Origin of the sequence: Pseudoduganella sp. R-34 (assembly GCF_049904655.1) — a bacterium.
Classification (GTDB): domain Bacteria; phylum Pseudomonadota; class Gammaproteobacteria; order Burkholderiales; family Burkholderiaceae_D; genus Rugamonas.
The window spans coordinates 4570030-4594085 of record NZ_CP184572.1 but is presented as its reverse complement, the minus strand read 5'-3'; the positions used below and the strand labels follow the sequence as shown (position 1 = coordinate 4594085).

Genomic DNA, 24056 nt, shown 5'->3' with positions numbered 1-24056 from the left:
AGGGCCCGCTTCCCTACAACTATCAAAATGGAAAAGGCATCATGAACAAACAGATCGTACGACTGGCTTCGGTCGCACCGCTTTGCATTGCTCTCTTTGGTTGCGGAGGCGGAGGTGGTGGTGGTGCGGCCACTGGTACGGCAACTGTGACACACCCAGGTACCGACACCGGGCACGGCACCACAACCGAGCCAACCAAACCGGATAGCGGTGGTGGCACCGTAACCGACCCAACCAAGCCGGACACCGGTGGCGGCACTGTAACCGATCCAACCAAGCCAGACACCGGCGGCGGTACCGTAACCGATCCAACCAAGCCTGATGAATCGAAGCCGGGGAGCGGCGATCAAAATCTGGCCAACGGCATCTGGATCGGTGCCGCAGCGGATGGTCGTGCCAGCTTTGCCCTGGTGGCAAACGGTACGCCCAGCACGCCATTCTTCCTCTCATCGGCACCGGCGGGCGGCGGCGCGCCGGGCGGTTATGCCGAGGTCACCGGAACGCTGCGCGAAGACTTGGTCACCGGTTATATGAACCTTAATGACGGCGCCGTGGAAGCCAAGCTGTATGCGCCGGAAGGTGCGTCGGGCGCTGCTCAGCGCGGTATCTTGCGCGGGCGCTTCAATCCGCAAAACTCCCTGACTGTCGAACTGGTCGGTCAAGCGGGCGAGAAGCAGGCGAGCTACCAATTCAACTACAGCGCCACTTCCGATCAGGCGCAACAATTGGATCTGCTGCACGGCAGCTATGGCACCGCGGGGGAAGGGCCAGTTTTGACCATCAGCGGCCCTGCGGGAGCTACGATGGCGATGGTCAGGGCAACCATCGGAAGCTGCACCTTCCGCGGCATGATCATTCCCAGCAGTGCGGGCAAGAATCTCTTTAACATCAACCTGCACGGCGAGGGCGCCGCTTGCCCGGCGCAGGGAGATCGCAGCAGTCTGAATGGCCTGGCGGCGCTGGTTAACTTGCGCCCGGGCGACCGCGCGCCGAGCCTGATTTTCGGCGCGTCGTATGTGACTGCTGGGATGATCTCAGGCCAAAGCTTTGCGATGCCTCTGGTCGGCGCTAGCGGTGCCCTGGTCAAGCAGCAGTAAGTTTAGCTAAGTGGCAGGGAGCGCTGGACTTTCGGTCCGGCGCCCTTGTCAACGTTTGCTCGGATATGCTGTTGCGGTTGAGCGCCGCACGGCATACCGATTCAGCCTTACGCCATTTTAGGACTCTTCGATGGATTGGTTCCGGTATTAGGCGTTCAGCCGATTCTAGCGCTTCTCACTCGTTGGAGACTCATATCTGCGGCCTCGGCTTCGCGAGCCGTTCTCGCACGGTTAATTGCACCTTGCTTCTCAAGCAACGCGTCCAGCTTACGTTTCGTAGATCTATTTCCAATACCGCCGAGAAACGTGTCGCGAAAGCGATAGGAAAGGGATGTTGTCTTATTTTGCAAGCGGGCGATCTCCTTTTTCAGGCGTGCTGGGTCACTTACACCAGGAAATTGCGGGGGGCGAGGTGCGGATGGCTGTGAATGCGTTGTAGCATCACTATTCCGCGAGGGTTGAGCTTTTTCTGTTTTAGATACTGTACCGATTCCATAGCTTCTAACTAGGTCCACCCGCCTTTGATTCTCTTTTGCATTGAAGTCTGATGTCAACTCCCTAATTGTGCCCTTGTCCGCAGTTAGTTTCGCCAGCACACGGTTTTGCTCCCCATTTCCCAAGCCACCAAATAGCCCCAAAGAAAGGCGTGGTCAATGCCGACAGCGCCCGTTCCGCGCGCGCCGACCTGCGTTCGCAAGGCCTGGTGCCGATCAAGGTCGACGCCATCTCGGCGCAAGTCGATGCCAGCGGCGCCACCGCGCGCCGCGGCTTCGGCGAAAAGCTCAGCACCACCGAGCTGGCGCTGTTCACGCGCCAGCTTGCCAGCCTGCTGGAAGCCGGCCTGCCGCTCGAGCAAGCCTTCACCGCCCTGCTGGAACAGGCCGAGCGCCAATACGTGCGCGACCTGGTCGCCTCGATCCGTTCGGAAGTGATGGGCGGCTCCTCGCTGTCGGAAGCCCTGTCGCGCCACCCGCGCGATTTCCAGGAAATCTACCGCGCGCTGGTCGCCTCGGGCGAGCAGATCGGCCAGTTGTCGCGCGTGCTGTCGCGCCTGGCCGACTACATCGAGCGCCGCAACGCCCTGGTGCAGAAGGTCGAGCTGGCCTTTACCTACCCGGCCATCGTGACCGTGGTGGCTTTCCTGATCGTGATCTTCCTGCTGACCTATGTGGTGCCGCAGATCGTGTCGGTGTTCGCCAACACCAAGCAAAAGCTGCCGCTGCTGACGGTGATCATGCTGGCGATTTCCGATTTCGTGCGCAGTTACGGCTTTGCCGTGCTGGGCCTCCTGGTGGCCGGCGGCTTCGTGGTGCGGCGCATGCTGCAAAACCCCGACATCAAGCTGCGCTGGCATACATGGCTGCTGACCGCACCGCTGTACGGCAAGTTCGAACGCAGCCTGAACACCTCGCGCTTCGCCAGCACGCTGGCGATCATCACCGGTTCGGGCGTGCCTATCCTGCGCGCGCTGGAAACCAGCCGCGACACCTTGTCCAATGTGGCCATGCGCGACCTGGTCGAGCAGGCCAGCGACTCGGTGCGCGAAGGCGCCAGCCTGGCGCGTTCGCTGTCGGCGCAAAAACATTTCCCGCCGATGCTGATCCACATGATCCGCGCCGGCGAAATCACCGGCGAACTGCCCGCCATGCTGGACCGCGCCGCGAGCGCGCAGGAGTCCGACCTGGAGCGCCGCACGCTGACCATCGCCGGCCTGCTGGAACCGATGCTGATCCTGGCGATGGGCGTGGTGCTGCTGATCGTCTTGGCCGTGCTGATGCCGATCATCGAAATCAATCAGCTCGTGCGCTGAACCTGGAGAATCGAATTGAAACGTTTGCCTTTGATCTGCAGTGTGGCCGCCGTCGCGGTGCTGTCTGCCTCGCTGGCCTACTGGGGCATGCAGCTATTCAAGCCGAAGCAGCGCCCGATCGCGGCGGTGCCGGTGGCGCAGGTGCCGGAAGCGAACATGGACGCTGCACGCGGGCTGTTTGGCGGGAATACCGCGCTGGCAGCCGTCAGCAATTGCCAGTTGCGCGGCGTGGTGGCCGATACCCGCGGCCGTGGCAGCGTGGCGATCATTTCGGCCGATGGGCAGCCTGCCCAGGTCCTTCCGGTTGGCTCCATGCTGCCGCCAGGCGTCAGTGTGGAGGACTTGCAGCCGCGCCACGTGATCCTGATGGAAGGCGGCGTGCAAAAGCGCCTTGACCTGATGAATGCCCCGGGCGTGATTTCCTCTGGCGGCATGATACCGCCTGTCGCTGGCACGGCTGGAGCGCCGGTGCAGGGGCCATCCATGCCGGCCAGCCAATAAACCTCGTTCAGCATCCGCTTCGTTCTCTCAGTCCAATAAGGGCAGCGAAGTCCATCGCATGACTGTTGAATAAATGAGCCCGGCCCGATGTTGCAAACGTCCATTTGCACAAAGTCACCTGGTGCAAGGCGGCCGTACCTAACGATCTGTTTTCGAAAGTCCGTTTCTGGGCCAGAAAAGACTTGTTAAGGCGATTGAGGGCGTTGGATCGTTGCGTTTGGTTGGGGATGTTTCGTGCAGGCGACGAAGTTCGCCTTGGAATGTGACGATGACTAAGTCTGTGTTTTCGAAGAATCGGGGCCAGCATGTCTTGATCTGAAAAGACCTTCGTGGCGCGCGATGCTGAGGGGGGCTCGTGGCGTACGTTTCCCGCAATCGCTTAATAACGCGACCACCGATTGCGATGCATGGGCGTGAGATGCCACAACGCAGACAACTGCACCTTTGTCCGGGCGATTGGGCACTTTCGTGCCCAATCGCCCGGACTATCGCTGGAACCTTTATGGCGCCAGAGTCATGCCGTCGGTGGTCAACACTACCGGCCTTTTCCGGCTTGCTGCAGAGTAGCTTCAGCCCTTCTCTTTGCCAGCAAAATATCAGCATTTTGCATATCTAGTCTGGTCCTGTGCGAGTAAACTCGATCGCGCGCAACTGTCAGTGACCGAATTGCCTGATTAATTTCTTCGTTCCCTTTGCCACCACGGAGGAATTTTCGAAGTTGGAAACGAATAGTGCGTCGTTGGGATTTCAGTTTATCGATTTGCGCATCAAGCTCCTTCCCTGTGTCGACCCAACGTTGAAGTTCATCTTGCAGTTCCTGATTTTTAACCTGGGATTTTTTCGATTTCGTCACGGCGCTGGTAACGGAAGTGCGCGTCGCTTGCGGCGTGTGCACAGGGCTCCGCGACCCTGCGGGTGGTGAGACGGGGCGGTTCGACTTAAATGAACCTGTTTGCTCTGTATTCTCTGTTTGGACCGGGGATGCCTTGGGTTGCGGTGCACCAGGCTCTCCAGTGCGCTGAACATGAGAACCTGTTTGCTTTGCAAATTCTGCGCTCACACGGCCTGGCTTGGGCGGTGGCGGTGGCGGCGGCCGACGATCTCCAGTTGGTGGTGGGGCAGCAAGGACCGTGGGCTGATTTTGCGAAACTGCTTGCTCTGCACTGCTTGTTTGGCCCTTGGATGGCCTCGGCGGTGGCGTCGGACGACTAGCGTTTGGTGGGACACCTGCGTCCGTAAATTGAAATTGCCGTCCAATCTGATGCAGTTGAGCCTGTGGAAGTGTCTTGGAATCGTCACCGATGCTTGCGCCCCTTATTGAAGTATCGAAAGCGCCGGCAACCAGTCTTTCCGCGTAATTGCGTAGCGCGACATACTGACTAAAGTCTTGAACCATCATATTGCTGCGCTGCCTGCGCAGGTCCAAGATACAGTTGTCGACCTGATCCTCCCAATTGTCTGCTGTCAGTTTCCTGTCCTTGTAGAGCTGCAGCACATCTGCCGCTCCGGTCAGCGTGCCTGAACGGCCCACACCAGCCCTGCAATGAACGAGCAATTTTTTGTCGGAACCCTGGTCAGCGACCTCATCCCGCGCTTTGCAGATTGTACTGGCGATCTTGTGCAAGTCGTTGATAGACTGAGGAGCCTTAAAATCGGGAATAGGAAAGTTCAAATACTTGATATCTTGCAGGCTTTCGCCGAATGAGGCTTTCAATAGCCCCATCTTTGCGGACGAATCAGAATAGTGGGGAATGCCAACCTGCTGCCTTGTCAAGTGGAATGCGGCGGACTGCTCTCCGGTCGTATACTTCGTTGGCTCAAAGGGCGTGTAGTCAGCCCCCACCGTCTCATTCTGCTGCCGCAGGTCGATGATGTAGGCGACATTCTGCGAGTTCAATATATCCGCGAATTGGCACATTTTCGCGTGGTCCCGACTGTTGGGCTCGCCACAGATGATCGTATTCCTGCCAACGTGGTGGCCGTTGAAGTCCTTGCCACTGCTATCGCAAAGGTTGCCGCGACTGAGATATATGTTGTTAAAGCCGCTGAGCCAGGTCGAATCAGCGCGATGCTCCATCTTGAGCGTTTCTTGCCCCAACCGATCAAATCGGGCTTGCACAGGATTGCTTGTCCCCGCGGCTTGGTTGGGGTCAAGGTTGCACTCGATGCCTAGACGTAGGCCATTTACATTTTTTTTTAACATTTCGATTACCTCCGGGACGCCCAGCACCATACTGAACGTCTATTCCGAAGTGGCCCTTCCGGGTAATTGAGTTCATCGGCCGGCAATTGCGCTCCAAAACTTGCAAATAATTCATTGCATGTTTTATATTGGTGAATATTGTTCATTTGCAAGGCATTTCAACAATAGGCAGGAGATTTTTTGCACGCAGCTCTTTATACTCAATTCATGTTTTACCTATGTGTTACGCATATGGAATTTAAATCTCGTCGCCAGCTGCTATGCTTCATCGCCGTCCTTCGCTTTATTGTGGGGGCGTTGTTTTTGCTGGCATCGCGACCAAGCTCCGCCGCTCACACAGAATTGGGGGCGCAGCGGTGGCCCGCGATGACGCCGCCGTTATTTAAGACATACTCAACGCCGGCCGAGGTGGGAGGCGCCGGCGTGAAGGTATTGGCACAGGACCGCGATGGTTTCATCTGGGCAGGGACCGAAAGGGGCGTAGCCCGTTGGGATGGCTACCGCTTCCAGATCTTCCAGCCAAGTTCAGGCGATGGCGTGGCGCAGCCCGATAACTATGTCGTCAAGTTGTTTTTTGATGACGCGGACCGCTTATGGGTAGGCACAGTTACTGGGAACCTGGCTCGATTCGACCGCGCACATGATCGCTTTGTCGTTTTCAGCAGGGCCAGCGGTGATTTGCTCCCTGGACGAATAACCGGCATCGTTAGCGATGGCGCCGGGGGGCTTTGGGTCGGGTCGCTAGGCGGTTTGGTGCACGTTCCCAGGGATGCTGTGCCAGGCAGTGGCGCCGTCACCCGATATCGCGAAAGTAGTATTTCAAGCAATGGTGACATATCGTCTATCAAGGTTACCTCTTTGCAACGCGAGGCCAGCGGAACACTATGGATGGGTACTGCACGGGGGCTGATGCGAAAAGATGCCGGCAGTCCACGCTTCGAAGACGTCCCTTTACCCCCTAGCAACGGCGCGCCCCCTAACATATCAGCCGTCTTTGTCGCTAGCGACGGGAAGATTTGGATCGGTACCAGAGACAACCTGATGCATGTTCTTGATCCGAGTACAAAAACTATTCGGAGCATCACCGTTACGGCTTTCCCCCGCAGCATCAATGAGCCTCATCCCGGTGAGATCTGGTTCAATACATTCGCGAACGGTATTATCGTCGTGAACGCATCCACATTAAAGTGGGACGCGTTGAAATATGACCCGCTGCGCGCCAACGGTCTGCCTTCAAACATGGTGGATGGCTTTTTACGCGACAGGAGCGGCGCTTTTTGGCTTGCGACGCAACGTGGTATCACGAGGTTTGAACCCGGATTGGCGGCGACGTCTCTCGACTTCAATGGATTGAAACCCGGACTCGTGATGAAGGATGGGTATTCAACTGTCTTCGCTCATCCTAATGGTACCGTTTGGATGGGGGCGACCAACGGCGGCGTGGATATCGTCAACCCCACTACCGGATCGATCATGCGCCTCGAAACCAGTCCCAATCAACTGGAGCGTCGTCTTCCTGAAGCCGCAGTCCTCGACATTGCAGTAGATGCAATTGGTGAGGTTGGAATATGCACAAATCGAGGTCTTTACCGCGCTACAGCCGATGGGCAGACCGTAACAAGAGTACATTTGCCAACGCTAAACTCAACGGGTGGGATGTCGCGTTTTGCGCGAGCGGGCAGCAAACTTTTGATGGGTACGTTCGACAATGGGCTGTACATGGTCAGCGGCACTTTGGCAAAACCGGAGAAAGTTGAAGCAATCAAAGAATTGAGCGGGATGCAGATAAGCGCACTGGAACAGGGGCCGAATGGTACTTTTTGGGTGGGAACAAGTACCGGCTTATACTTGGTTGATCCGACCAATGGCACGGTAGTGGAGCAGATTAGGTCAGGCCCCGACGAGCAGCATTTACTCAACGACAGAGTTCATGCGCTTGCCACGGACCGCCAAGGACGTCTTTGGATTTCCACACTTGCTGGGTTGCAAATTCTTGAAGGCCGCACTGCCGAACGGCTGCCGCGGTTGCGACGGATGGGGCGCGCGGAAGGATTACCCGATGCTCAATTTGGCGATCTGAAAGTAGATGCGGTGGGCATGATATGGGGCGTCTCCTCAGATGGCCTTATTCGTATCAATCCTGACAATTTAGCCATTGAGAGACTGCGCCGAAGCGAAGGCGTCGCGCTTCCCGACTATTGGGCGTCCAGTACACTCACGGCCGCTGGCGAGTTTGTAGTCGGAGGCGAAGGTGGCGCCACGATTGTCTGGCCAGGCCGATTCGAGGCACGCCCATGCCGGCCATCAGTGGTCGCGACCGCAATACGAGTCGGAGGGAAGCTACTGCCGATGCAACACGCTGCAGACCGAAAGCGGCTCCCGCTCACGATCACGCCGGAAGCTAACAGCGTTGAGATCGAGTTTGCTGCTCTGGACTATCACGTGCCTGAACTGAACCGCTACGCGTATCGGCTTGTCGGTTTCGATAAGGATTGGGTTGAAACCGATTCCGGCCGCCGTGTCGCGTCATACACCAACTTGTCTCCTGGTCGTTATACTTTGCAAGTACGCGGATCGGACCATAACGGCAACTGGGTCGAAACGCCGCTGCAAATCGACGTCGACGTCTTGCCGGCGTGGAACCAGACATGGTGGGCGCAATTCTTGTTTGCCGTGGTTTTCCTGGGCGGGGTGTATGCCCTATATCGTTGGCGCATACGGCAGCTCGCCGCGCAACGCGCGGCCCTCGAGCGGGTAGTGGAGGAACGTACGGCGGAAGTGGCGGCGCGCACCGCCGAAGTGCTCCAGCAGAAGGAAGAAGCCCAGGCGGCGCGCGATAAGGCCGAGGAGGCCACGCAAGCCAAGTCGCGCTTCCTGGCCAATATGAGCCACGAAATCCGCACACCGATGAATGCCGTGCTGGGCCTGTCGTACCTGGCGCTGGCCACGAATCTTTCGTCCAGGCAGCGCGACTATGTGCAGAAGATTCACCTGGCCGGCAAAACGCTGCTGGGCGTGATTAACGACATCCTGGACTTTTCCAAGATCGAAGCGGGCAAGCTCGACATCGAAAGCACCGATTTTGATCTGGATGAAGCGCTGGAACAGGTGTCGTCGCTGACCGCGCCCTTCGCGGCCGAGAAAGGGCTGGAGTACCGCTTCGAGCTGGCCGACGATGTGCCGTGCCACCTGCGCGGCGACCCGCTGCGTCTTGGGCAAGTGTTGATCAACCTGCTGAATAATGCGATCAAGTTCACTGCCGAAGGCGCCGTGACGCTGACGGTGCGCGCCATGCCGGCGGCAGCCGAACGGGTGCGGCTCGAATTCAGCGTGCGGGACACCGGCATCGGCATGACGGCCGAACAGCTGGAGCGGCTGTTCAAGCCGTTCTCGCAAGCGGACGGTTCGACCACCCGCCAATTCGGTGGAACGGGGCTGGGCTTGAGCATTTCGCGCGACCTGGTGACGCTGATGGGCGGCGCGATCGATGTGGAGAGCGAAACCGGGGTTGGCAGCCGCTTCCACTTCGCGCTCGAGTTCGATCGAGCGCACCAGCCGGTGAGCCTGGACGCCAGTGTGCGCCGTACGATCATGAGCACACCGCACTTCCGCGACGCGCGCGTGCTGCTGGTGGAAGACAATGACATCAACCGGCAGATCGTCACCGAATTGCTGCAAGGCTGCGGCATCGAAGTGGACGCCGCCGTAAACGGCCGTGTCGCCCTGGACCGTTTGCGTTTGGTGGGCCCGGCCTATTACGACCTGGTCTTCATGGACCTGCAGATGCCGGAAATGGATGGCAGCTCGGCCACCCGGCATGTGCGCAACGACCGCGCTTTCGACGACTTGCCGGTGATCGCCTTGAGCGCCAACGCCATGCAGGAGGACCGTTTGCGCTGCCTGCAAGAGGGCTTTGACGACCACCTTGGCAAGCCGTTGCAGCCGGCCGAACTGTATCGCCTGCTGCGCGAATATTTGAAAGACAAGCTGAGCGACGACGTTCCCGCCAGTGAGGGGGCGCAGGTAGATGAGGGGGCGGAAGAGGGCGCGGAGCTGCCCGCCGAACTAGCGGGCATCGACCTGACGGTGGCACGCACGGTGGCGGGCAACAATGACGGTCTGTTGGCCGAACTGCTGCGCCGCTTTGCCCAGGAAGAAGATGGCACGGCACGGCGCATCGCGGCCGCGTTCCAGCAGCAGGATTACGCAAGCGCGGAACTCATGGCGCATACGCTGCGCGGCGTGGCGGGCAATCTGGGCGCACGCCAGGTGCAGGAACTGGCGGGAGCCGCCGAAGCGGCGGCGCAAAGCCACGTGGAATGGGCGCAGGTGCAGCGCGACGTCGAGGCGCTGGCAGAGGAAATGGCGCGCGTGTGCCAAGGCATTGCAGCCGCCTTGCCGGAGCAGGTGCTCGAAGAAGCGCCGGCATTGAGTGCCCCGCTAGCGTGGCAGGAGGCGTTACAGGAACTGGCCCAACTGCTGGCGGCCATGGATGGCGAAGCAAATGCACGTTTCGCTGCGCTGCGTGGTGAGTTTCAAGCGCGCTATGGCACGAAAAGAACCGCTGACCTGCAGCGTTGCCTGGACATGTTTGATTTCGACGGCGCCCACGATATTTTGACCGCGACGTTGGAAAAGTAGGTCTTTCTGCACTAGGGGCCGCCCCTGGTCCGATATCGGGGAAGTCAACATCGCCGAACGGAGCCAGGCATGCATGCAGAATGTCGATGGCCCCTAGCCGAGTCCCTTTGGCACTTGTTTTAGAAATAAGTTACGTGATAGCCTTGGCGTTGTAAAATAGAAAGTAATCCTCTGCGGCGCGGAGGAGAGTTCTTGCACGCGGCTTTGTGCTGGCCACCATTTCATGCGAAGTGTTCCGCCCATGGCGTTCATTCACAATTGCTACTTTGAACGAATGTTTGCGGCTTTGCGCGTCGTCACAGGTTTACTTGGCCTGCTGTTCGTGGCCGCATCTTGCGCAGCCACCGCCGAGCGCGCTCCGAAGCGTTGGGAAGCGCTGATACCGCCGACGTTTCAAACCGTCCGGGTCGGATTGGCCAACGCCCCTGTCGTCGCCCTCGCACAGGACAGGGATGGATTTCTATGGATCGGAACCCAGGGTGGCTTAGCGCGCTGGGATGGCTACCGGTTCATCAAATACCAATCGATTCCGGGTGACCCCTACTCCCTCCCCGATAACTATATCAAGTGCATCTTGATCGATAGGAAGGGCAACGTATGGGTTGGAACAGCTAGCGGCGGACTGGCCCGCTATGATCGCGAACGGGACCGTTTTATTGTCTTCAACCCGAAGAATGCTGGTTTGTCGTCGGCGACTTTGCATCAGATGGTTGATGACGGCGCCGGCGGCTTGTGGCTTGCCACTGACGAAGGCCTTGACCATTTGCCGGCCGGCGCCACGCCCACCGCAGGCGCCATAACTCACCATCGTCCCTATAAGCCGGGCAAAGGTGATGAGGAGCCATTGGAGGTGGTTCTGTCGCTTGAGCGCGATGCCAAGGGGACGCTTTGGGTTGGTTCGCCACGTGGCTTGGTTCGAAAAGCCGCCGGAAGGGAGCAATTCGTCGAGGTGCCTTTGCCGGTTCGCTCAGGGAGGCCGCCGGTCATCGTTACGATGTTTTTGGCCAGCGACGGCAAGCTTTGGATGGTGGCTGCAGACGACGGCGTCTTTGTCTTGGATACGGCTACTGGAACTGCGCGGCAAGTGCCAATGCCGGGGCCCGTCTTTTGTTTCGGCGAACCGTTTGCGGGCGAGATTTGGGCGAGTGTGCCTGGCGTCGGTGTTGTGGCCGTTGACGGAACGACCCTGCGGTACCGCACGCTGAAACATGATCCGCTTCGTGAGGATAGCCTGCCGTCGAATTCGGTCTACGCCTTTCTACATGACAGAAGTGGTGCCTTCTGGCTAGGAAGCGATCATGGAATTGCCCGCTATGAAGGTGGGCTGGCGGTGCAAACGCTGATCATCAGCGAGTTAACCGCAGGCATTCCAATGCAGGACGGCTATCCTGCAGTGCTTGCGCGTCCCGACGGTACTTTGTGGCTGGGGGCCAGTAACGGAGGGGTGGACATCGTCGATCCCTCCAAGGGATCCGTGAGGCGGCTGGGCGTGGCTTCTGAAGAAAGCCACAGCAGGATTCGTCGCGGCTTCATCTATTCCATGGCTGCGGACGCGAACGGCGATATAGGAATTAGCGCTGGCGGAGATCTGTACCGTTCCAGTCCGGACGGGAGGCGGGTGGCGAGAGTTCGGTTGCCAGAGCCTGAAATTCGTTCAGGCGTCAGTACACTTGGGTTGGCGGGACACACGTTCTTGATCGGTACCATTCGCGAAGGGCTGTTCATCATGGGCGGAACTCTTGCGCGGCCGACAGGAATGCGGGCGGTGAAGGGGCTAAGCGGGCCACGCGTCAGCGTCTTGCTGCCGGAATCGAATGAAACGCTGTGGGTAGGTACAGGTACTGGCCTGAACCGGGTTGATCTGGCAAACGGCACCGTGTCGGAGCAGATCAGGTCGGGGGCGGACGACGGTCATCACTTGGTCAGCGATTATGTGACTACGCTCGCCTCGGATCGACAGGGCCGCCTATGGATCGGTACGGCCAGCGGGTTGCAGATCCTGGAAAGGCGAGGCACCGACGGGCGGCCCCAGCTCCATTGGCTGGGGGCTGCCCAAGGCATGCTCAACGGGTACATTAACGATCTGCGCCTCGATGCAGCAGGGATGATGTGGGCCAGCACGAACGATGGCGTTGTCCGGATCGATCCCGCCACTTTTGCAATCGACAGGCTGAAGCAGAATGAAGGCGCGGCGCTTGCAAGTTACTGGGCGCAGGCCGGTGCACGTACTGGAGAAGGTGAACTGGTGTTCGGCGGTGACCGTGGCGCCAGCATTATTTGGCCGGAGCGCTTTAAGTCGCGCCAATGCCGGCCACCGGTAGTTACGACCGCGATCCGGGTCGGAGGAAAGCCGCTGCCGCTGCAGTATTCGAATGTGCGAAAAGGGCCTCCACTGACGGTGGCCTCCGACGCGAACAGCATAGCGATCGAGTTTGCGGCGCTGGACTATCACGCCCCCGAGCTGAATCGCTACGCGTATCGGCTGGTCGGTTTCGATAAGGACTGGGTCAATACTGATGCGGGGCGCCGCATCGCCTCATACACCAATCTCTCCCCGGGCCGATATACCTTGCAGGTGCGCGGATCGGACCACAACGGCAACTGGGTCGAGGCGCCGCTGCAGATTGAGGTGGACGTGCTGCCCGCGTGGTACCAGACCTGGTGGGCGCTGTGCATCATAGGCTTGATTTTCCTGGGTGGACTGTATGGACTCTATCGCTGGCGCATTCGGCAGCTGGCCGCGCAGCGCGCTGCACTGGAGCGCGTCGTGGAGGAACGCACTGCCGAAGTGGCGGCGCGCACCGCCGAAGTGCTCCAGCAGAAGGAAGAAGCCCAGGCGGCGCGCGATAAGGCCGAGGAGGCCACGCAAGCCAAGTCGCGCTTCCTGGCCAATATGAGCCACGAAATCCGCACACCGATGAATGCCGTGCTGGGCCTGTCGTACCTGGCGTTGTCCACCGATCTGTCGGCAAGGCAGCGCGATTATGTGCAGAAGATCCACCTGGCCGGCAAGACGCTGCTGGGAGTGATCAACGATATCCTGGACTTTTCCAAGATCGAGGCGGGCAAGCTCGATATCGAGCATACCGACTTCGAGCTGGGTGAAACCCTGGAGCAGGTGTTGTCCCTGACTGCGCCTTTCGCCGCCGAAAAGGGGCTGGACTACCGCTTCGAGTTTCCAGAGGACATGCCGCGCCACTTGCGGGGCGACCCGCTGCGCCTTGGGCAAGTGTTGATCAACCTGCTGAATAACGCGATCAAGTTCACATCCGACGGCGCCGTGACCTTGACCGTACGCGCCACGCCGGCACGCTCCGACCGGGTGCGGCTCGAATTCAGCGTGCAGGATACGGGCATCGGCATGACGGCCGAGCAGCTGGACCGGCTGTTCAAACCGTTCTCGCAGGCCGACGGTTCGACCAGCCGCCAATTCGGCGGCACGGGCCTGGGCTTGAGCATTTCGCGCGACCTGATCATGCTAATGGGCGGAACCATCGACGTCGAAAGCGAAGCCGGCGTCGGCAGCCGCTTCTACTTCGAACTCGAATTCGAACGGGCCCACGCGGCCGAAGGTCCCGGGACCCATGTGCGCCGCACGATCATGAGCACACCGCACTTGCGCGATGTGCGGGTGCTGCTGGTGGAAGACAACGACATCAACCGGCAGATCGTCACCGAACTGCTGCAAGGCTGCGGCATCGAAGTGGACGCTGCGGTCAACGGCCGGATTGCGCTGGACCGTCTGCGGCTGGTGGGCCCGGCATACTACAAGCTGGTCTTCATGGATTTGCAGATGCCGGAAATGGATGGCAGTTCGGCCATCCGGCATGTGCGCGACGACAAGGCGTTTGACGACCTGCCGGTGGTCGCCTTGAGCGCCAACGCCATGCAGGAGGACCGTTTACGCTGCCTGGAAGAGGGCTTCGACGAGCACCTTGGCAAGCCTTTGCAGCCGGCCGAACTATACCGTCTGCTGCGGGAGTATCTGCGAGACTACCTGAGCGACGAAGGCCCCGCCAGCGCAGATATGGACGGCAGCGGCGAACTGCCTGCCGAATTGCCAGGCATCGACCTGGATGCGGCGCGTGCCGTGGCCGGCGACAATGCCGGGCTGCTGGCTGACCTGCTGCGGCGTTTTGCCCGCGACGAATGCGGTACGGCGCAGCGCATCGCCGCCGCCTTCCAGCAGCACGACTACATTGGCGCGGAACTCCTGGCCCACACGCTGCGCGGGGTAGCGGGCAACCTGGGCGTACGCCAGGTGCAGGTATTGGCGGGAATGGCCGAAGTGACGGCGCAAAAGCATCTGGAATGGGCGCAGGTGCAGGGCGACGTCTCGGCGCTGGAGGAGGAATTGCTGCGCGTGTGCCAGGGCATTACTGCCGCCTTGCCGGAGCAGCGCGCGGAAGAGGCGCAGACGCTGCGCGATCCACAAGCCTGGCACGACGCCTTACAGGAGCTTGCCCAACTGCTGGCTGCCATGGATGGCGAAGCGATTGAGCGCTTCGCCGGCCTGCGCGGCGAATTCGCGGCGCGCTATGGGGAGGAGCGCGCTTCAGCAATACAGCGCTGCCTGGATGGATTCGACTTTGAGCAGGCCCATAGCATCATGCTTGCGGAGGCTGGGTCTGCATTGCAAGCGAAGTGAGCGATGGCCTGGTCTCGAGCGCTTGTTCGACAAGCGTGATGACAAACTCTCGCTCCGCTCCGCGCAGCGGCTGGCGTGGGCGGCGTACGTTTTCATTTCCGACACCGACCAGTGCCTCGACCAGTTTCAGGTTTTGCACGAGCTTACTAGAGACATCGAGGTGCAGCAGCGGCATGAACCACTGGTACAGCTTCAGCGCTTCGGCGTAGCGGCCAGCCTTCATTAGTTCGTACAGGGCCACGGTTTCTCGGGGGAAGGCCACCACCAGGCCGGCCAGCAGGCCGTTTGCACCCACCGCAAGGCCTTCAAAGGAGAGGTCGTCCACGCCCATGAAGATCTGGTAGCGCTCGCCCACTGCGTTGCGCAGGTCGGTGACGCGGCGGATATTGTCGGTCGATTCCTTGATGGCGGCCAGTTCTTCGCAGTCGGAAAGCTCCTTGAAGTCGGCCGGGGTCAGGTCGACCTTGTAGGTGACCGGGTTGTTGTACACCATGATCGGCAGCTTGGCAGCCTTGGCGATGGTACGCAGGTTGGCCTTGGCTTCGAAAGCGTCGGCGGCGTACAGCACGGAGGGCATCACCATGAAGCCGTCCACGCCCAGGTCGCGCGCTTCCTGCACGTAGCGCTCGGCATTGGCGGTACGGGTTTCGCTGACGTTGGCCAGCACCGGCACGCGGCCGTCGGCTACTTTAACGGCGGTCTTGGCGACAGCCAGCTTCTCTTCGAAGGACAGGGTACTCGCTTCGCCCAGGGAACCGCAGGTCACCAGGCCGTGGCAGCCGCTGTCGATCATGAAGGCAAAGTGCTGTTCCATTGCCGCGTGGTCCAGTTCCTCATTCGCGTGGAATTTGGTGGTTACTGCGGGGAAGACTCCTTCCCATTTCTGCGCTTTCATTAACTTACTCCTTTTAACGATGGTGGGAAACTGCGGATCGGCTACGCCGGGGGGAACAATGATTGAGCGGCGTATGGTTACCCGTAAAGGGCATCGTGCATGCCTGGTGTGCCGGCGGCAATGCGCAGCGCGACGCCGCTGGAAACGCGCTTTCGGACGCGTGCCATTTCGGCGCAAAGACGGGCATGATCGGACAACATCCGTGGCACTTGCGCCGGCAACATCGTTGGCGCGGACTTTCCCGTGTGCCATCGAAGATCGCCGGCCAGTAAGCGCAGCTCGCGGATACTGAGGCCTGTTTCCTCATGCATGCTCACCAGAAGGTCTGCGGAGACCGGCACCCTGCCGTGGCGGAGCTTGCTAATCGAAGGCCCGCCAACGGCCAGGCGCTGTGCCAGGCGGCAGTCGGTGCGCACTCCCAGCCATTCCTTCATGGTGTCGAGCAGCAGGTTGGGATTGAAGTCTGGATTTTCTGTTCGGTATTTGGACATAGGCGTGGCGGCGCGCGCGCCGCGATCAATTGGCATGCGAAGGTAACGTGCGGCCAGGCCGCCAGTAAATAATCGCTGCAATTGCACGGACCGCAGCGCCCGGAGCGGAACTTTCGGACCCATTAACCTACGCGCGCCGGTTCCGGCGGACTGGTCTGAAATCTGGCGCTTCGCACCGGCAGTCTTGGCGACGGCCCTACAGTGTCCGGACATGGGGCGAATCGATTCGCCCTGATTCCAAGGAAAACCTATGCAACACTCCCACTCCGGCAAGCGCCCCCTGGCGCGTACGCTTTTGCTGGCTTTCGCTACCTGCCTGGGCGCGACAGCTTGCGCCCACCACCGCTATCCGGTGCAGACCGACTATGCCGGCCGCGCTGCGGCGTCCTGCATGCAGTATGGTTATCGCACAGGTACCGATGAATTCGCAGATTGCGTCAGCATGAACGTCAATGCGGCAAAGGACCGTGAGTTGAAGGCGCGCCTGGCGACGGACCGGAACTACCGCCGTAAGCTGGAGCGTCAATTCAGGCGCTCGGAACAGCCTGACCTGCCTTAGATTCAGAGCCCTGGGATGCGGGCACCGCGCTGTTCATACAGCAGGGTCAGCGCGGCACCGATCATCCCGCCCACCAGCACATTGGCTGAGCGCAGCACGGCCACCCCAACCCCATAACCAGACGTCGCCGCCAGAACCACGCACATCATGCTGCGCAGTCCAAACGCCAGGCGATAGCGTTGGCAGCAACCGAGGGAAATGGCGGTCACCAGGGTGCATACGGCTGGCAGTGCGTGACCGGTGTGCAGCATGGCGGGTGCCGCCTGCAAGGCCACCCAGCACAGTGTCATGCCGGCGCCGGCGCCCCACAGCACGCCCACAGCACGGTCGCCAGCCTTGCGCCGCACGCTGGGCATCGAACCGGTGACGACGCTGGCAGCCGACCAGATCAGCCATTCCCCGGCCGGCAGGTGCAGATAGCGCACCAGGGCTGCGGCCAGCAGCACGGCCGCGCAGCGCACCACGGCGGCATCGCTGGCGGTGCGGGCCCGCTCGGTGTCAGATGCGCGCGCCGGCAGCATATTGTGGCGACGGCAGAAGACGCGCAGGGCGGCTGCAGCACCGGCTTCGCCGGCGGACAGCTTCCACACCAGCACCAGCGCTGTGGGGACCAGCGCTAGTCCCGACCAGGACAGCAAATGCAGGTAGCCCGCCAGCATAATGCCGCCGCCTGCGTTGAGCTCGCAGCCCAGGTATAGCGCCGCCAGGAATCCATAATTGCCAAGCGATTGCCAGGCTGGCCCCCAGCGGCCGAGCCATCCGGCTGCCGCGCCGTAAGCGGCGCACAGCGGCACAAACAGCCAGGCATATGGATAAGCCAGGCTGAAAAGCGCAACGGAACCGAGGATGGCTCCAGCGTGCAGTAAGAGCAGGAACAGCGAAGGCTGTGTTTTTTCCGCCGCGGACAGCAAGAGCACACCCAGGAAGCCAGCTTTCAGGCTACTGCTGTCGCCAGTGGACAGGAAGCACGCCAGCGTAGGGGCCATCAGCAGCACGACGCGTGCAACGCGCATGAAGTCGAAGCTGGCGCGAAACCAGTTGCATACGGCAGTATGGACTGCTCGCAAGGGGCGGGTGGGGAGCATAAGACACCGGATGGAGGGGAGAGAGTCGAACCGTAGCTTATCCGACAACAGTCTTGCGCCTTGATGCCCCGTCAGGAATTCGGACCAAATGAAGCTTGGGCAGGCTTCCTTTGGTCTGGGAATTTGCGCAGCGGGGCGACTGTCGGACTGCCCTCTATTCCAATGCGGTTTTCACTCTAGGACTAAAACACAATGGCAACCCGGTACCTGGCTCCGCTGCTGCTTGGAGTATGCATCCTCCCTCCTGCGTTCGGGCAGGCGATCCCGCCGGGCATGACGCAAGGTCCGTCGCTGGCTGGCATCACAGAATATCGCATGGCAAACGGCCTGAAAGTGCTTCTGTTTCCCGATGCGGGCAAACCAACGGTGACCGTGAACATGACCTATCTGGCGGGCTCGCGCCACGAGAACTATGGCGAAAGCGGTATGGCGCATTTGCTCGAGCACCTGATGTTCAAGGGCTCGCCACGGCATCGCGACCTCATGCACCAATTCACGGTACGCGGCATGGATTTCAACGGCACCACCTCGCAGGACCGCACCAACTACTACCAGGTGTTCCAGGCCAGCCCCGACAACCTCAAATGGGTGCTGGATATGGAAGCCGACCGGATGACCAACGCCTTTATCGCGAAGAAGGACCTGGACGCGGAAATGACGGTGGTCCGCAACGAGTATGAGCTCGGCGAAAACAATCCCTACGAGGTGCTGCACAAGCGCATGGAAAGTGTGGCCTACGACTGGCACAGCTATGGACGCGCCACCATCGGCAACCGCAGCGATATCGAGCATGTGGACATTGACAGGCTGCGCGCCTTTTATCGCACCTATTACCAGCCCGATAATGCGGTACTGCTGGTCGCCGGCAAGTTCGATCCGGCGCAAACCCTGGCCTGGATCGGCAAGGCGTTCGGCGCCATCCCAAAGCCCAAGCGCGAGCTGCCGCAATTCTGGACCGTTGAGCCGGCCCAGGATGGCGAGCGCCAGTTTGCCGTGCGGCGCAGCGGTGACCAGCAGATCGTCATGGTCGGCTACAAGGTGCCATCCGGCCTGCACGGCGATGCCGAAGCGCTGGCATTCTCCAGTTCCATCCTCAGCGACGCCCCGAATGGCCGCCTGCACAAACTGCTGGTGGAAACGGGCAAAGCGGCCCATGTCTTTGCGATCAGCCAGGCGGGCATGGCTCCCGGCATGCAAATGTTCGGCGCCGTCGTCAGGTCGGGGCAGGAGGTAGCGCCGGTACGCGATGCGCTGGTCTCCGCAGTGGAGGGGTTTGCCAGCGCACCACCAGAGACGGAAGAGGTCGAGCGCGCACGGCGCGAGTTTGCCAATTCGCTTGACAAGGCGCTGAGCAATCCGCAGCAGTTGGGCATCGCGTTAAGCGAAGCCATTGCCTTGGGCGACTGGCGTCTGCTGTCCCGCCAAAGCGAGGTTATTGCCTCGGTGACGGGGCAGCAAATCATGCAGGCGGCGGAACGCTATTACAGGCGCGATAACCGCACCGTAGGCACCTTCCTGCCGGATGACGCGCCCCAGCGCGCGCTGATCGGTACGGCGCCGACTGCCGCCGAATTGCTGCGAGCCTACCGCGGCGAGGCAGGGAAACAAGCCGGGGCGTACTTCGACACCAGTCACGACAACATCCTGGCGCGCACGCAGCTGACGCAAGTCGGAGGACTGAAGCTCGCGCTGTTGTCCAAGAAAAACCGGGGCGAGACCGTGACCGTGGAGCTGCAGCTGCATTGGGGGAACGAGAATACGCTGTTCGGCAAGCAGACCGTGGCGACGGCGGTGAACGCCATGCTCATGCGCGGGACCAGCAAATACACAAGGGCGCAGCTGGCCGATGAGATGGCGGCATTGAAGATCACCGGCACGCCATTCAATTTCGAAACCACGCGGCAGCATCTGCCGGCCGCCATGCGCCTGATGGCCCATGTGCTGAAGGAGCCGGCCTTCTCTCAAATGGAATTCGACCAGATGCGCCAGCAGTGGCTGCTCAGCCTTGAATCGCAGCGCGGTGAGCCGACATCGATGGTGCGGCGCGAACTGGAGCTGCATTTCAATCAATGGCCCAAAGGCGACCCGCGGGCTGTGCTGACGCTCGAGCAACAGATCGCCGAAGTACGGGTCCTGAGCCTGGAGGACCTGAAGGCATTTCATGCCGCGTTTTATGGCGCCTCGCATGGCGCACTGGCGGTGGTGGGCGACTTCGACAAAGAGGCATTGCTCGGCGCCGTCAGCGAGGAGCTGGCCGGCTGGCGCAGCAATTCGGAATACGCCCCTGTCCTCGACCGGTACGCCGCCATCCCGGCTGTCCGCAAAGTGCTTGCCGCAGCGGACAAGGAAAACGCCATGTACGGTGCCCGCATGAACGTCGCCTTGAACCTGGACGATCCGGATTATCTGGCGCTGCAGGCCGCGAACTTCATGTTTGGCGGCGCGGCGAAGTCGCGCCTGATGGACCGGATCCGGGAACGGGACGGCCTGTCGTACTGGGGGGGCTCTGCACTGCGGGCCGGCGAGCGGGACGATGCCGGCATTTTCACGGTCGAAGCGGTGGCGGCGCCGCAAAACATGGCCAGGCTGGAGGCAGCCATCCGCCAGGAGCTGGAGCGGGCGCTCAAGCAGGGCTTTACCCGGGCTGAACTGGAAAGTGCCAAGGCCGCCATGCTCCGGCTGCGCGCCCAGCAGCGGGCGGAGGATGACGCCCTGGCCTGGGAATGGCTGCGCCTGATGCAGATGGCCCGCGGCTTCGCCTGGAACAAGGCTCAGGAAGCGCAGCTCAATGCGCTCACCCTGCGGCAGGTCAATGCCGCCTTCCGCAAGCACATTGATGCCAGCAAGCTGAGTATCGTCATCGCTACCGATGCCGCACAAGCGGCGCCAAGCAGCCAAAGCCGTTAATCGGTCCGGTTTACGCGGGGCAAAGCCGGCTTTGAGTTTCCAATTCGCAATAATTCGGGTTGAAAACCGGTGTGCGCCCTGGCGGCAGTCATCCGGTCCGAGGTTTGCGCGACGAAGCGGACAAAGTGTCCAATGTGCAGGACCGCAGGGCAGGAATAGAGTGGCAGCACGAATCCATTCAACACAGGACTTATTCGTATGCTACGTTCCTTATTCCTTCGCGGGCTCTTCATGGTGCCACTGGCTGCACTTGGCGCTTGCAATACGGTGGTGATGAAGCCTTCGGGCGACATCGCTGCTCAGCAAAGCCACCTGATCGCGGTGTCCACCTTGCTGATGTTGTTGATTATTGTCCCGGTCATCGCCTTGACCGTTCTGTTTGCCTGGCGCTACCGCAAGGGCAATAGCGCAGCCAGTTATGCGCCGGACTGGGATCACTCGACGGTCCTGGAACTGTTGATCTGGGGCGGTCCGCTGCTGATCATTATCGTACTGGGGCTGCTGACCTGGATCGCTACCCACACGCTCGACCCCTATCGCCCGCTGCAGCGCCTGGATGCGCGTCGCCCGCTGCCGGCTACGGTCAAGCCGCTGGAGGTGCAAGTGGTGGCGCTGGACTGGAAATGGCTGTTCATCTATCCGGAGCAAGGCATCGCGACCGTGAACGAGCTGGCGGCTCCGGTCGACGTGCCGATCAATTTCAAGATCAGCGCATCGAGCGTGATGAACTCCTTCTTCATTCCTGCCCTGGCCGGACAGATCTACGCCATGCCCGGCATGGAAACCCAGCTGCACGGCGTGATCAACAAGCCTGGCATCTACGACGGCTTTTCCTCCAATTACAGCGGGGCCGGTTTCTCGGGCATGCGCTTCAAGTTCCATGGCTTGAGCGGCGAAGACTTCGCGCAGTGGGTGCAAGGCGCCAAGCGCAGTACCGTTCAGCTGGACCGCGCCGCATATGCGGCGCTGGAAAAACCCAGCACGCGCGACAAGGTGCGCTATTACGGCGCCGTCGAGGGCGGCCTGTACAGCGCCATCGTCAACCGCTGTGTCGACCGCAACGCCGTATGCATGAACGAGATGATGTCCGAAAACGCGACCCGGGTCGCCCGCCACCGCAGCAGTGCCGAACTGGCTGCGGAGCGCGCTGCGCAGCGCCTGACCCAGGCCGCGAGCGGGGTGGAGTGCGCCAGCCCTGAAACCAGAAAGAACTGACTATGTACGAACAAGCTAACCTGAAACAATTGATATTTGGCAGGCTGGGCTGGGATGCGGTTCCCATCCACGAGCCGATTCTGCTGGGTACCTTCATCATGGTGGCGCTCGCGGGCGCCGCCATCCTGGGCCTGCTGACCCGTTACCGGCTTTGGGGGCCATTGTGGCGCGACTGGATCACCAGTGTCGATCATAAAAAGGTAGGCATCATGTATATGGTGTTTGGCTTGGTGATGCTGCTGCGCGGCTTTGCCGATGCGCTGATGATGCGTGCGCAGCAAGCCATGGCCTTTGGCGAGAACCTGGGCTACCTTCCGCCGCACCACTACGATCAGATTTTCACGGCCCATGGCGTGATCATGATCTTCTTCGTCGCGATGCCGCTGGTGACGGGGCTGATGAACTACGTGGTGCCGATGCAGATCGGTGCGCGCGACGTCGCCTTTCCCTTCCTGAACAACTTCTCGTTCTGGATGACTGCATTCGGCGGCATGCTGACCATGACTTCACTGTTCGTGGGCGAGTTCGCGCGCACCGGCTGGCTGGCCTATCCGCCCTTGTCCGGAATCCTGGCGAGTTCCGATGTCGGGGTGGACTACTACATCTGGTCGTTGCAGATCTCGGGCGTCGGGACGCTGCTGTCGGGCATCAACCTGATTGCCACCATCGTCAAGCTGCGCGCCCCCGGCATGACGCTGATGAAGATGCCGGTCTTTGCCTGGGCCGCGCTGTGCACCAACGTGTTGATCGTCGCCGCATTCCCGGTGCTGACGGCCGTGCTGGGCATGCTGACCCTGGACCGTATGTTCGGCACCAACTTCTTCACCAATGACCTTGGCGGCAATTCCATGCTGTACGTGAACCTGATCTGGATCTGGGGCCATCCCGAGGTCTACATCCTGATCCTGCCGTGCTTCGGCATTTTCTCGGAAATCGTCTCGACCTTCTCCGGCAAGCGTCTGTTCGGCTATACGTCGATGGTGTATGCGACGGTAGTTATCACGATCCTGTCCTACATGGTGTGGCTGCACCACTTCTTCACCATGGGGTCCGGCGCCAGCGTCAATTCCTTCTTCGGCATTACGACGATGATCATTTCGATCCCGACCGGCGCCAAGATCTTCAACTGGCTGTTCACCATGTATCGCGGCCGCATCCGCTTCGAGCTGCCGATGATGTGGGCCGTCGCCTTCATGATCACTTTCGTCATTGGCGGAATGACCGGCGTGCTGCTGGCGGTTCCGCCGGCCGATTTCGTGCTGCACAACTCGCTGTTCCTGATCGCGCACTTCCACAATGTGATCATCGGCGGCGTCCTGTTTGGCATGTTCGCAGGCATCAACTACTGGTTTCCAAAGGCCTTCGGCTACCAGCTCGACGCCTTCTGGGGCAAGGTTTCGTTCTGGTGCTGGGTGATCGGCTTCTACCTGGCCTTCATGCCCCTGTATGTGCTGGGCCTGATGGGCGTGACGCGCCGCATGAGCCACTTCGACGATCCATCGCTGCAGCCCTGGTTTATCGTCGCTGCCGTGGGCGCCGTCCTGATCGCTGTCGGCATTGCGGCGATGGCCGTGCAGTTTGCGGTCAGCTTCAAGCGCCGCAAGCAGCTGCGCGACCTCACAGGCGATCCATGGGATGGCCGTACCCTGGAGTGGTCGACCGCGTCGCCGCCGCCGGATTACAACTTCGCCATCACGCCGCGCGTACACGACAATGATGCCTGGACTGATATGAAAAGGCACGGCTTCCAGCGTCCGCTGGCCGGATTTTCTGCGATCCATATGCCGAAGAATACCCGCGCCGGCTTCATCCTGGCGGCGCTCAGTTTCGCGCTCGGCTTCACGCTGATCTGGCATATGTGGCTGCCGGCCGGGCTGTGTTTTGCCGTGCTGCTGGCGGCAATCGTGGCCCACACCTTTAACTACCGGCGCGACTACTACATTCCCGCGGATCAAGTCGCGCACACGGAAGAAATGCGTACCCGTCTCCTGAAAATCGCCTGAA

Annotated in this window: 13 protein-coding genes; 9 read left to right on the top strand and 4 right to left on the bottom strand. The window is 60.5% G+C overall.

Annotation, left to right across the window (positions count from 1 at the left end; translation table 11 throughout):
* Positions 1–41 precede the first annotated feature (41 nt).
* The 3 genes from ACN9MW_RS20810 to ACN9MW_RS20800 all read left to right on the top strand — a co-directional run bounded on the left by ACN9MW_RS20810 (position 42) and on the right by ACN9MW_RS20800 (position 3408).
* Positions 42–1097, top strand: a complete 1056-nt coding sequence (locus tag ACN9MW_RS20810) for a hypothetical protein (protein ID WP_426162438.1) — start codon at positions 42–44, stop codon at positions 1095–1097.
* Between the two features lie 628 nt (positions 1098–1725).
* Positions 1726–2907 carry a type II secretion system inner membrane protein GspF gene (gene gspF / locus ACN9MW_RS20805; protein ID WP_426172261.1) on the top strand — a complete coding sequence of 394 codons (1182 nt, stop codon included), beginning with the start codon at positions 1726–1728 and terminating at the stop codon, positions 2905–2907.
* 15 nt (positions 2908–2922) lie between these two features.
* Positions 2923–3408, top strand: a complete 486-nt coding sequence (locus ACN9MW_RS20800) for a type II secretion system protein N (protein ID WP_426162437.1) — start codon at positions 2923–2925, stop codon at positions 3406–3408.
* A gap of 535 nt (positions 3409–3943) precedes the next feature.
* Here the strand turns inward: ACN9MW_RS20800 and ACN9MW_RS20795 are convergent.
* A complete protein-coding gene (locus tag ACN9MW_RS20795) occupies positions 3944–5611 on the bottom strand; it encodes a protein-tyrosine phosphatase family protein (RefSeq protein WP_426162436.1) in 1668 nt (555 codons plus the stop codon).
* A gap of 180 nt (positions 5612–5791) precedes the next feature.
* Between ACN9MW_RS20795 and ACN9MW_RS20790 the strand changes: the two genes are divergently transcribed.
* Both ACN9MW_RS20790 and ACN9MW_RS20785 read left to right on the top strand, forming a co-directional pair.
* Positions 5792–10252 (top strand): ATP-binding protein, encoded by a 4461-nt coding sequence (locus tag ACN9MW_RS20790; protein WP_426162435.1) that lies wholly within the window; start codon positions 5792–5794, stop codon positions 10250–10252.
* A 241-nt stretch (positions 10253–10493) separates the two neighbouring features.
* Positions 10494–14900 (top strand): two-component regulator propeller domain-containing protein, encoded by a 4407-nt coding sequence (locus tag ACN9MW_RS20785; protein ID WP_426162434.1) that lies wholly within the window; start codon positions 10494–10496, stop codon positions 14898–14900.
* On the opposite strand, the gene ACN9MW_RS20780 is transcribed toward ACN9MW_RS20785, so the two are convergent.
* Positions 14860–15795, bottom strand: coding sequence for a dihydrodipicolinate synthase family protein (locus ACN9MW_RS20780; protein WP_426162433.1), 936 nt, complete (start codon positions 15793–15795; stop codon positions 14860–14862). The two genes, ACN9MW_RS20785 and ACN9MW_RS20780, sit on opposite strands and share 41 nt — an antisense overlap.
* Before the next feature lie 77 nt (positions 15796–15872).
* Positions 15873–16322, bottom strand: a complete 450-nt coding sequence (locus tag ACN9MW_RS20775; protein ID WP_426162432.1) for a helix-turn-helix domain-containing protein — start codon at positions 16320–16322, stop codon at positions 15873–15875.
* Between the two features lie 214 nt (positions 16323–16536).
* Between ACN9MW_RS20775 and ACN9MW_RS20770 the strand changes: the two genes are divergently transcribed.
* Positions 16537–16845: a hypothetical protein gene (locus ACN9MW_RS20770; protein ID WP_426162431.1), complete on the top strand. Its 309-nt coding sequence runs from the start codon at positions 16537–16539 to the stop codon at positions 16843–16845.
* Positions 16846–16847: 2 nt separating this feature from the next.
* Here ACN9MW_RS20770 and ACN9MW_RS20765 read toward each other — a convergent pair whose 3' ends face one another.
* The gene (locus ACN9MW_RS20765) at positions 16848–17930 is read right to left on the bottom strand and encodes an FUSC family protein (RefSeq protein WP_426162430.1); all 1083 of its coding nucleotides are present in this window, start codon (positions 17928–17930) and stop codon (positions 16848–16850) included.
* Positions 17931–18122: 192 nt separating this feature from the next.
* Between ACN9MW_RS20765 and ACN9MW_RS20760 the strand changes: the two genes are divergently transcribed.
* The 3 genes from ACN9MW_RS20760 (at position 18123) to cyoB (ending at position 24055) form a co-directional block, all read left to right on the top strand.
* The gene (locus tag ACN9MW_RS20760; protein ID WP_426162429.1) at positions 18123–20837 is read left to right on the top strand and encodes a M16 family metallopeptidase; all 2715 of its coding nucleotides are present in this window, start codon (positions 18123–18125) and stop codon (positions 20835–20837) included.
* Positions 20838–21035: 198 nt separating this feature from the next.
* Positions 21036–22052 carry a ubiquinol oxidase subunit II gene (cyoA, locus tag ACN9MW_RS20755; protein ID WP_426162428.1) on the top strand — a complete coding sequence of 339 codons (1017 nt, stop codon included), beginning with the start codon at positions 21036–21038 and terminating at the stop codon, positions 22050–22052.
* A gap of 2 nt (positions 22053–22054) precedes the next feature.
* Complete coding sequence (gene cyoB, locus ACN9MW_RS20750) at positions 22055–24055, top strand: cytochrome o ubiquinol oxidase subunit I (RefSeq protein WP_426162427.1); 2001 nt, start codon at positions 22055–22057, stop codon at positions 24053–24055.
* Position 24056 lies beyond the last annotated feature (1 nt).

Excerpts from the sequence above, each read along its gene's own strand:
- ACN9MW_RS20810 (WP_426162438.1), top strand. The coding sequence starts at position 42 with ATGAACAAACAGATCGTACGACTGGCTTCGGTCGCACCGCTTTGCATT.
- ACN9MW_RS20795 (WP_426162436.1), bottom strand. The coding sequence starts at position 5,611 with ATGTTAAAAAAAAATGTAAATGGCCTACGTCTAGGCATCGAGTGCAAC.
- ACN9MW_RS20785 (WP_426162434.1), top strand. The coding sequence starts at position 10,494 with ATGGCGTTCATTCACAATTGCTACTTTGAACGAATGTTTGCGGCTTTG.
- ACN9MW_RS20780 (WP_426162433.1), bottom strand. The coding sequence starts at position 15,795 with ATGAAAGCGCAGAAATGGGAAGGAGTCTTCCCCGCAGTAACCACCAAA.
- ACN9MW_RS20775 (WP_426162432.1), bottom strand. The coding sequence starts at position 16,322 with ATGCCAATTGATCGCGGCGCGCGCGCCGCCACGCCTATGTCCAAATAC.
- ACN9MW_RS20770 (WP_426162431.1), top strand. The coding sequence starts at position 16,537 with ATGCAACACTCCCACTCCGGCAAGCGCCCCCTGGCGCGTACGCTTTTG.
- ACN9MW_RS20765 (WP_426162430.1), bottom strand. The coding sequence starts at position 17,930 with ATGCTCCCCACCCGCCCCTTGCGAGCAGTCCATACTGCCGTATGCAAC.
- ACN9MW_RS20760 (WP_426162429.1), top strand. The coding sequence starts at position 18,123 with ATGGCAACCCGGTACCTGGCTCCGCTGCTGCTTGGAGTATGCATCCTC.
- cyoA (WP_426162428.1), top strand. The coding sequence starts at position 21,036 with ATGCTACGTTCCTTATTCCTTCGCGGGCTCTTCATGGTGCCACTGGCT.
- cyoB (WP_426162427.1), top strand. The coding sequence starts at position 22,055 with ATGTACGAACAAGCTAACCTGAAACAATTGATATTTGGCAGGCTGGGC.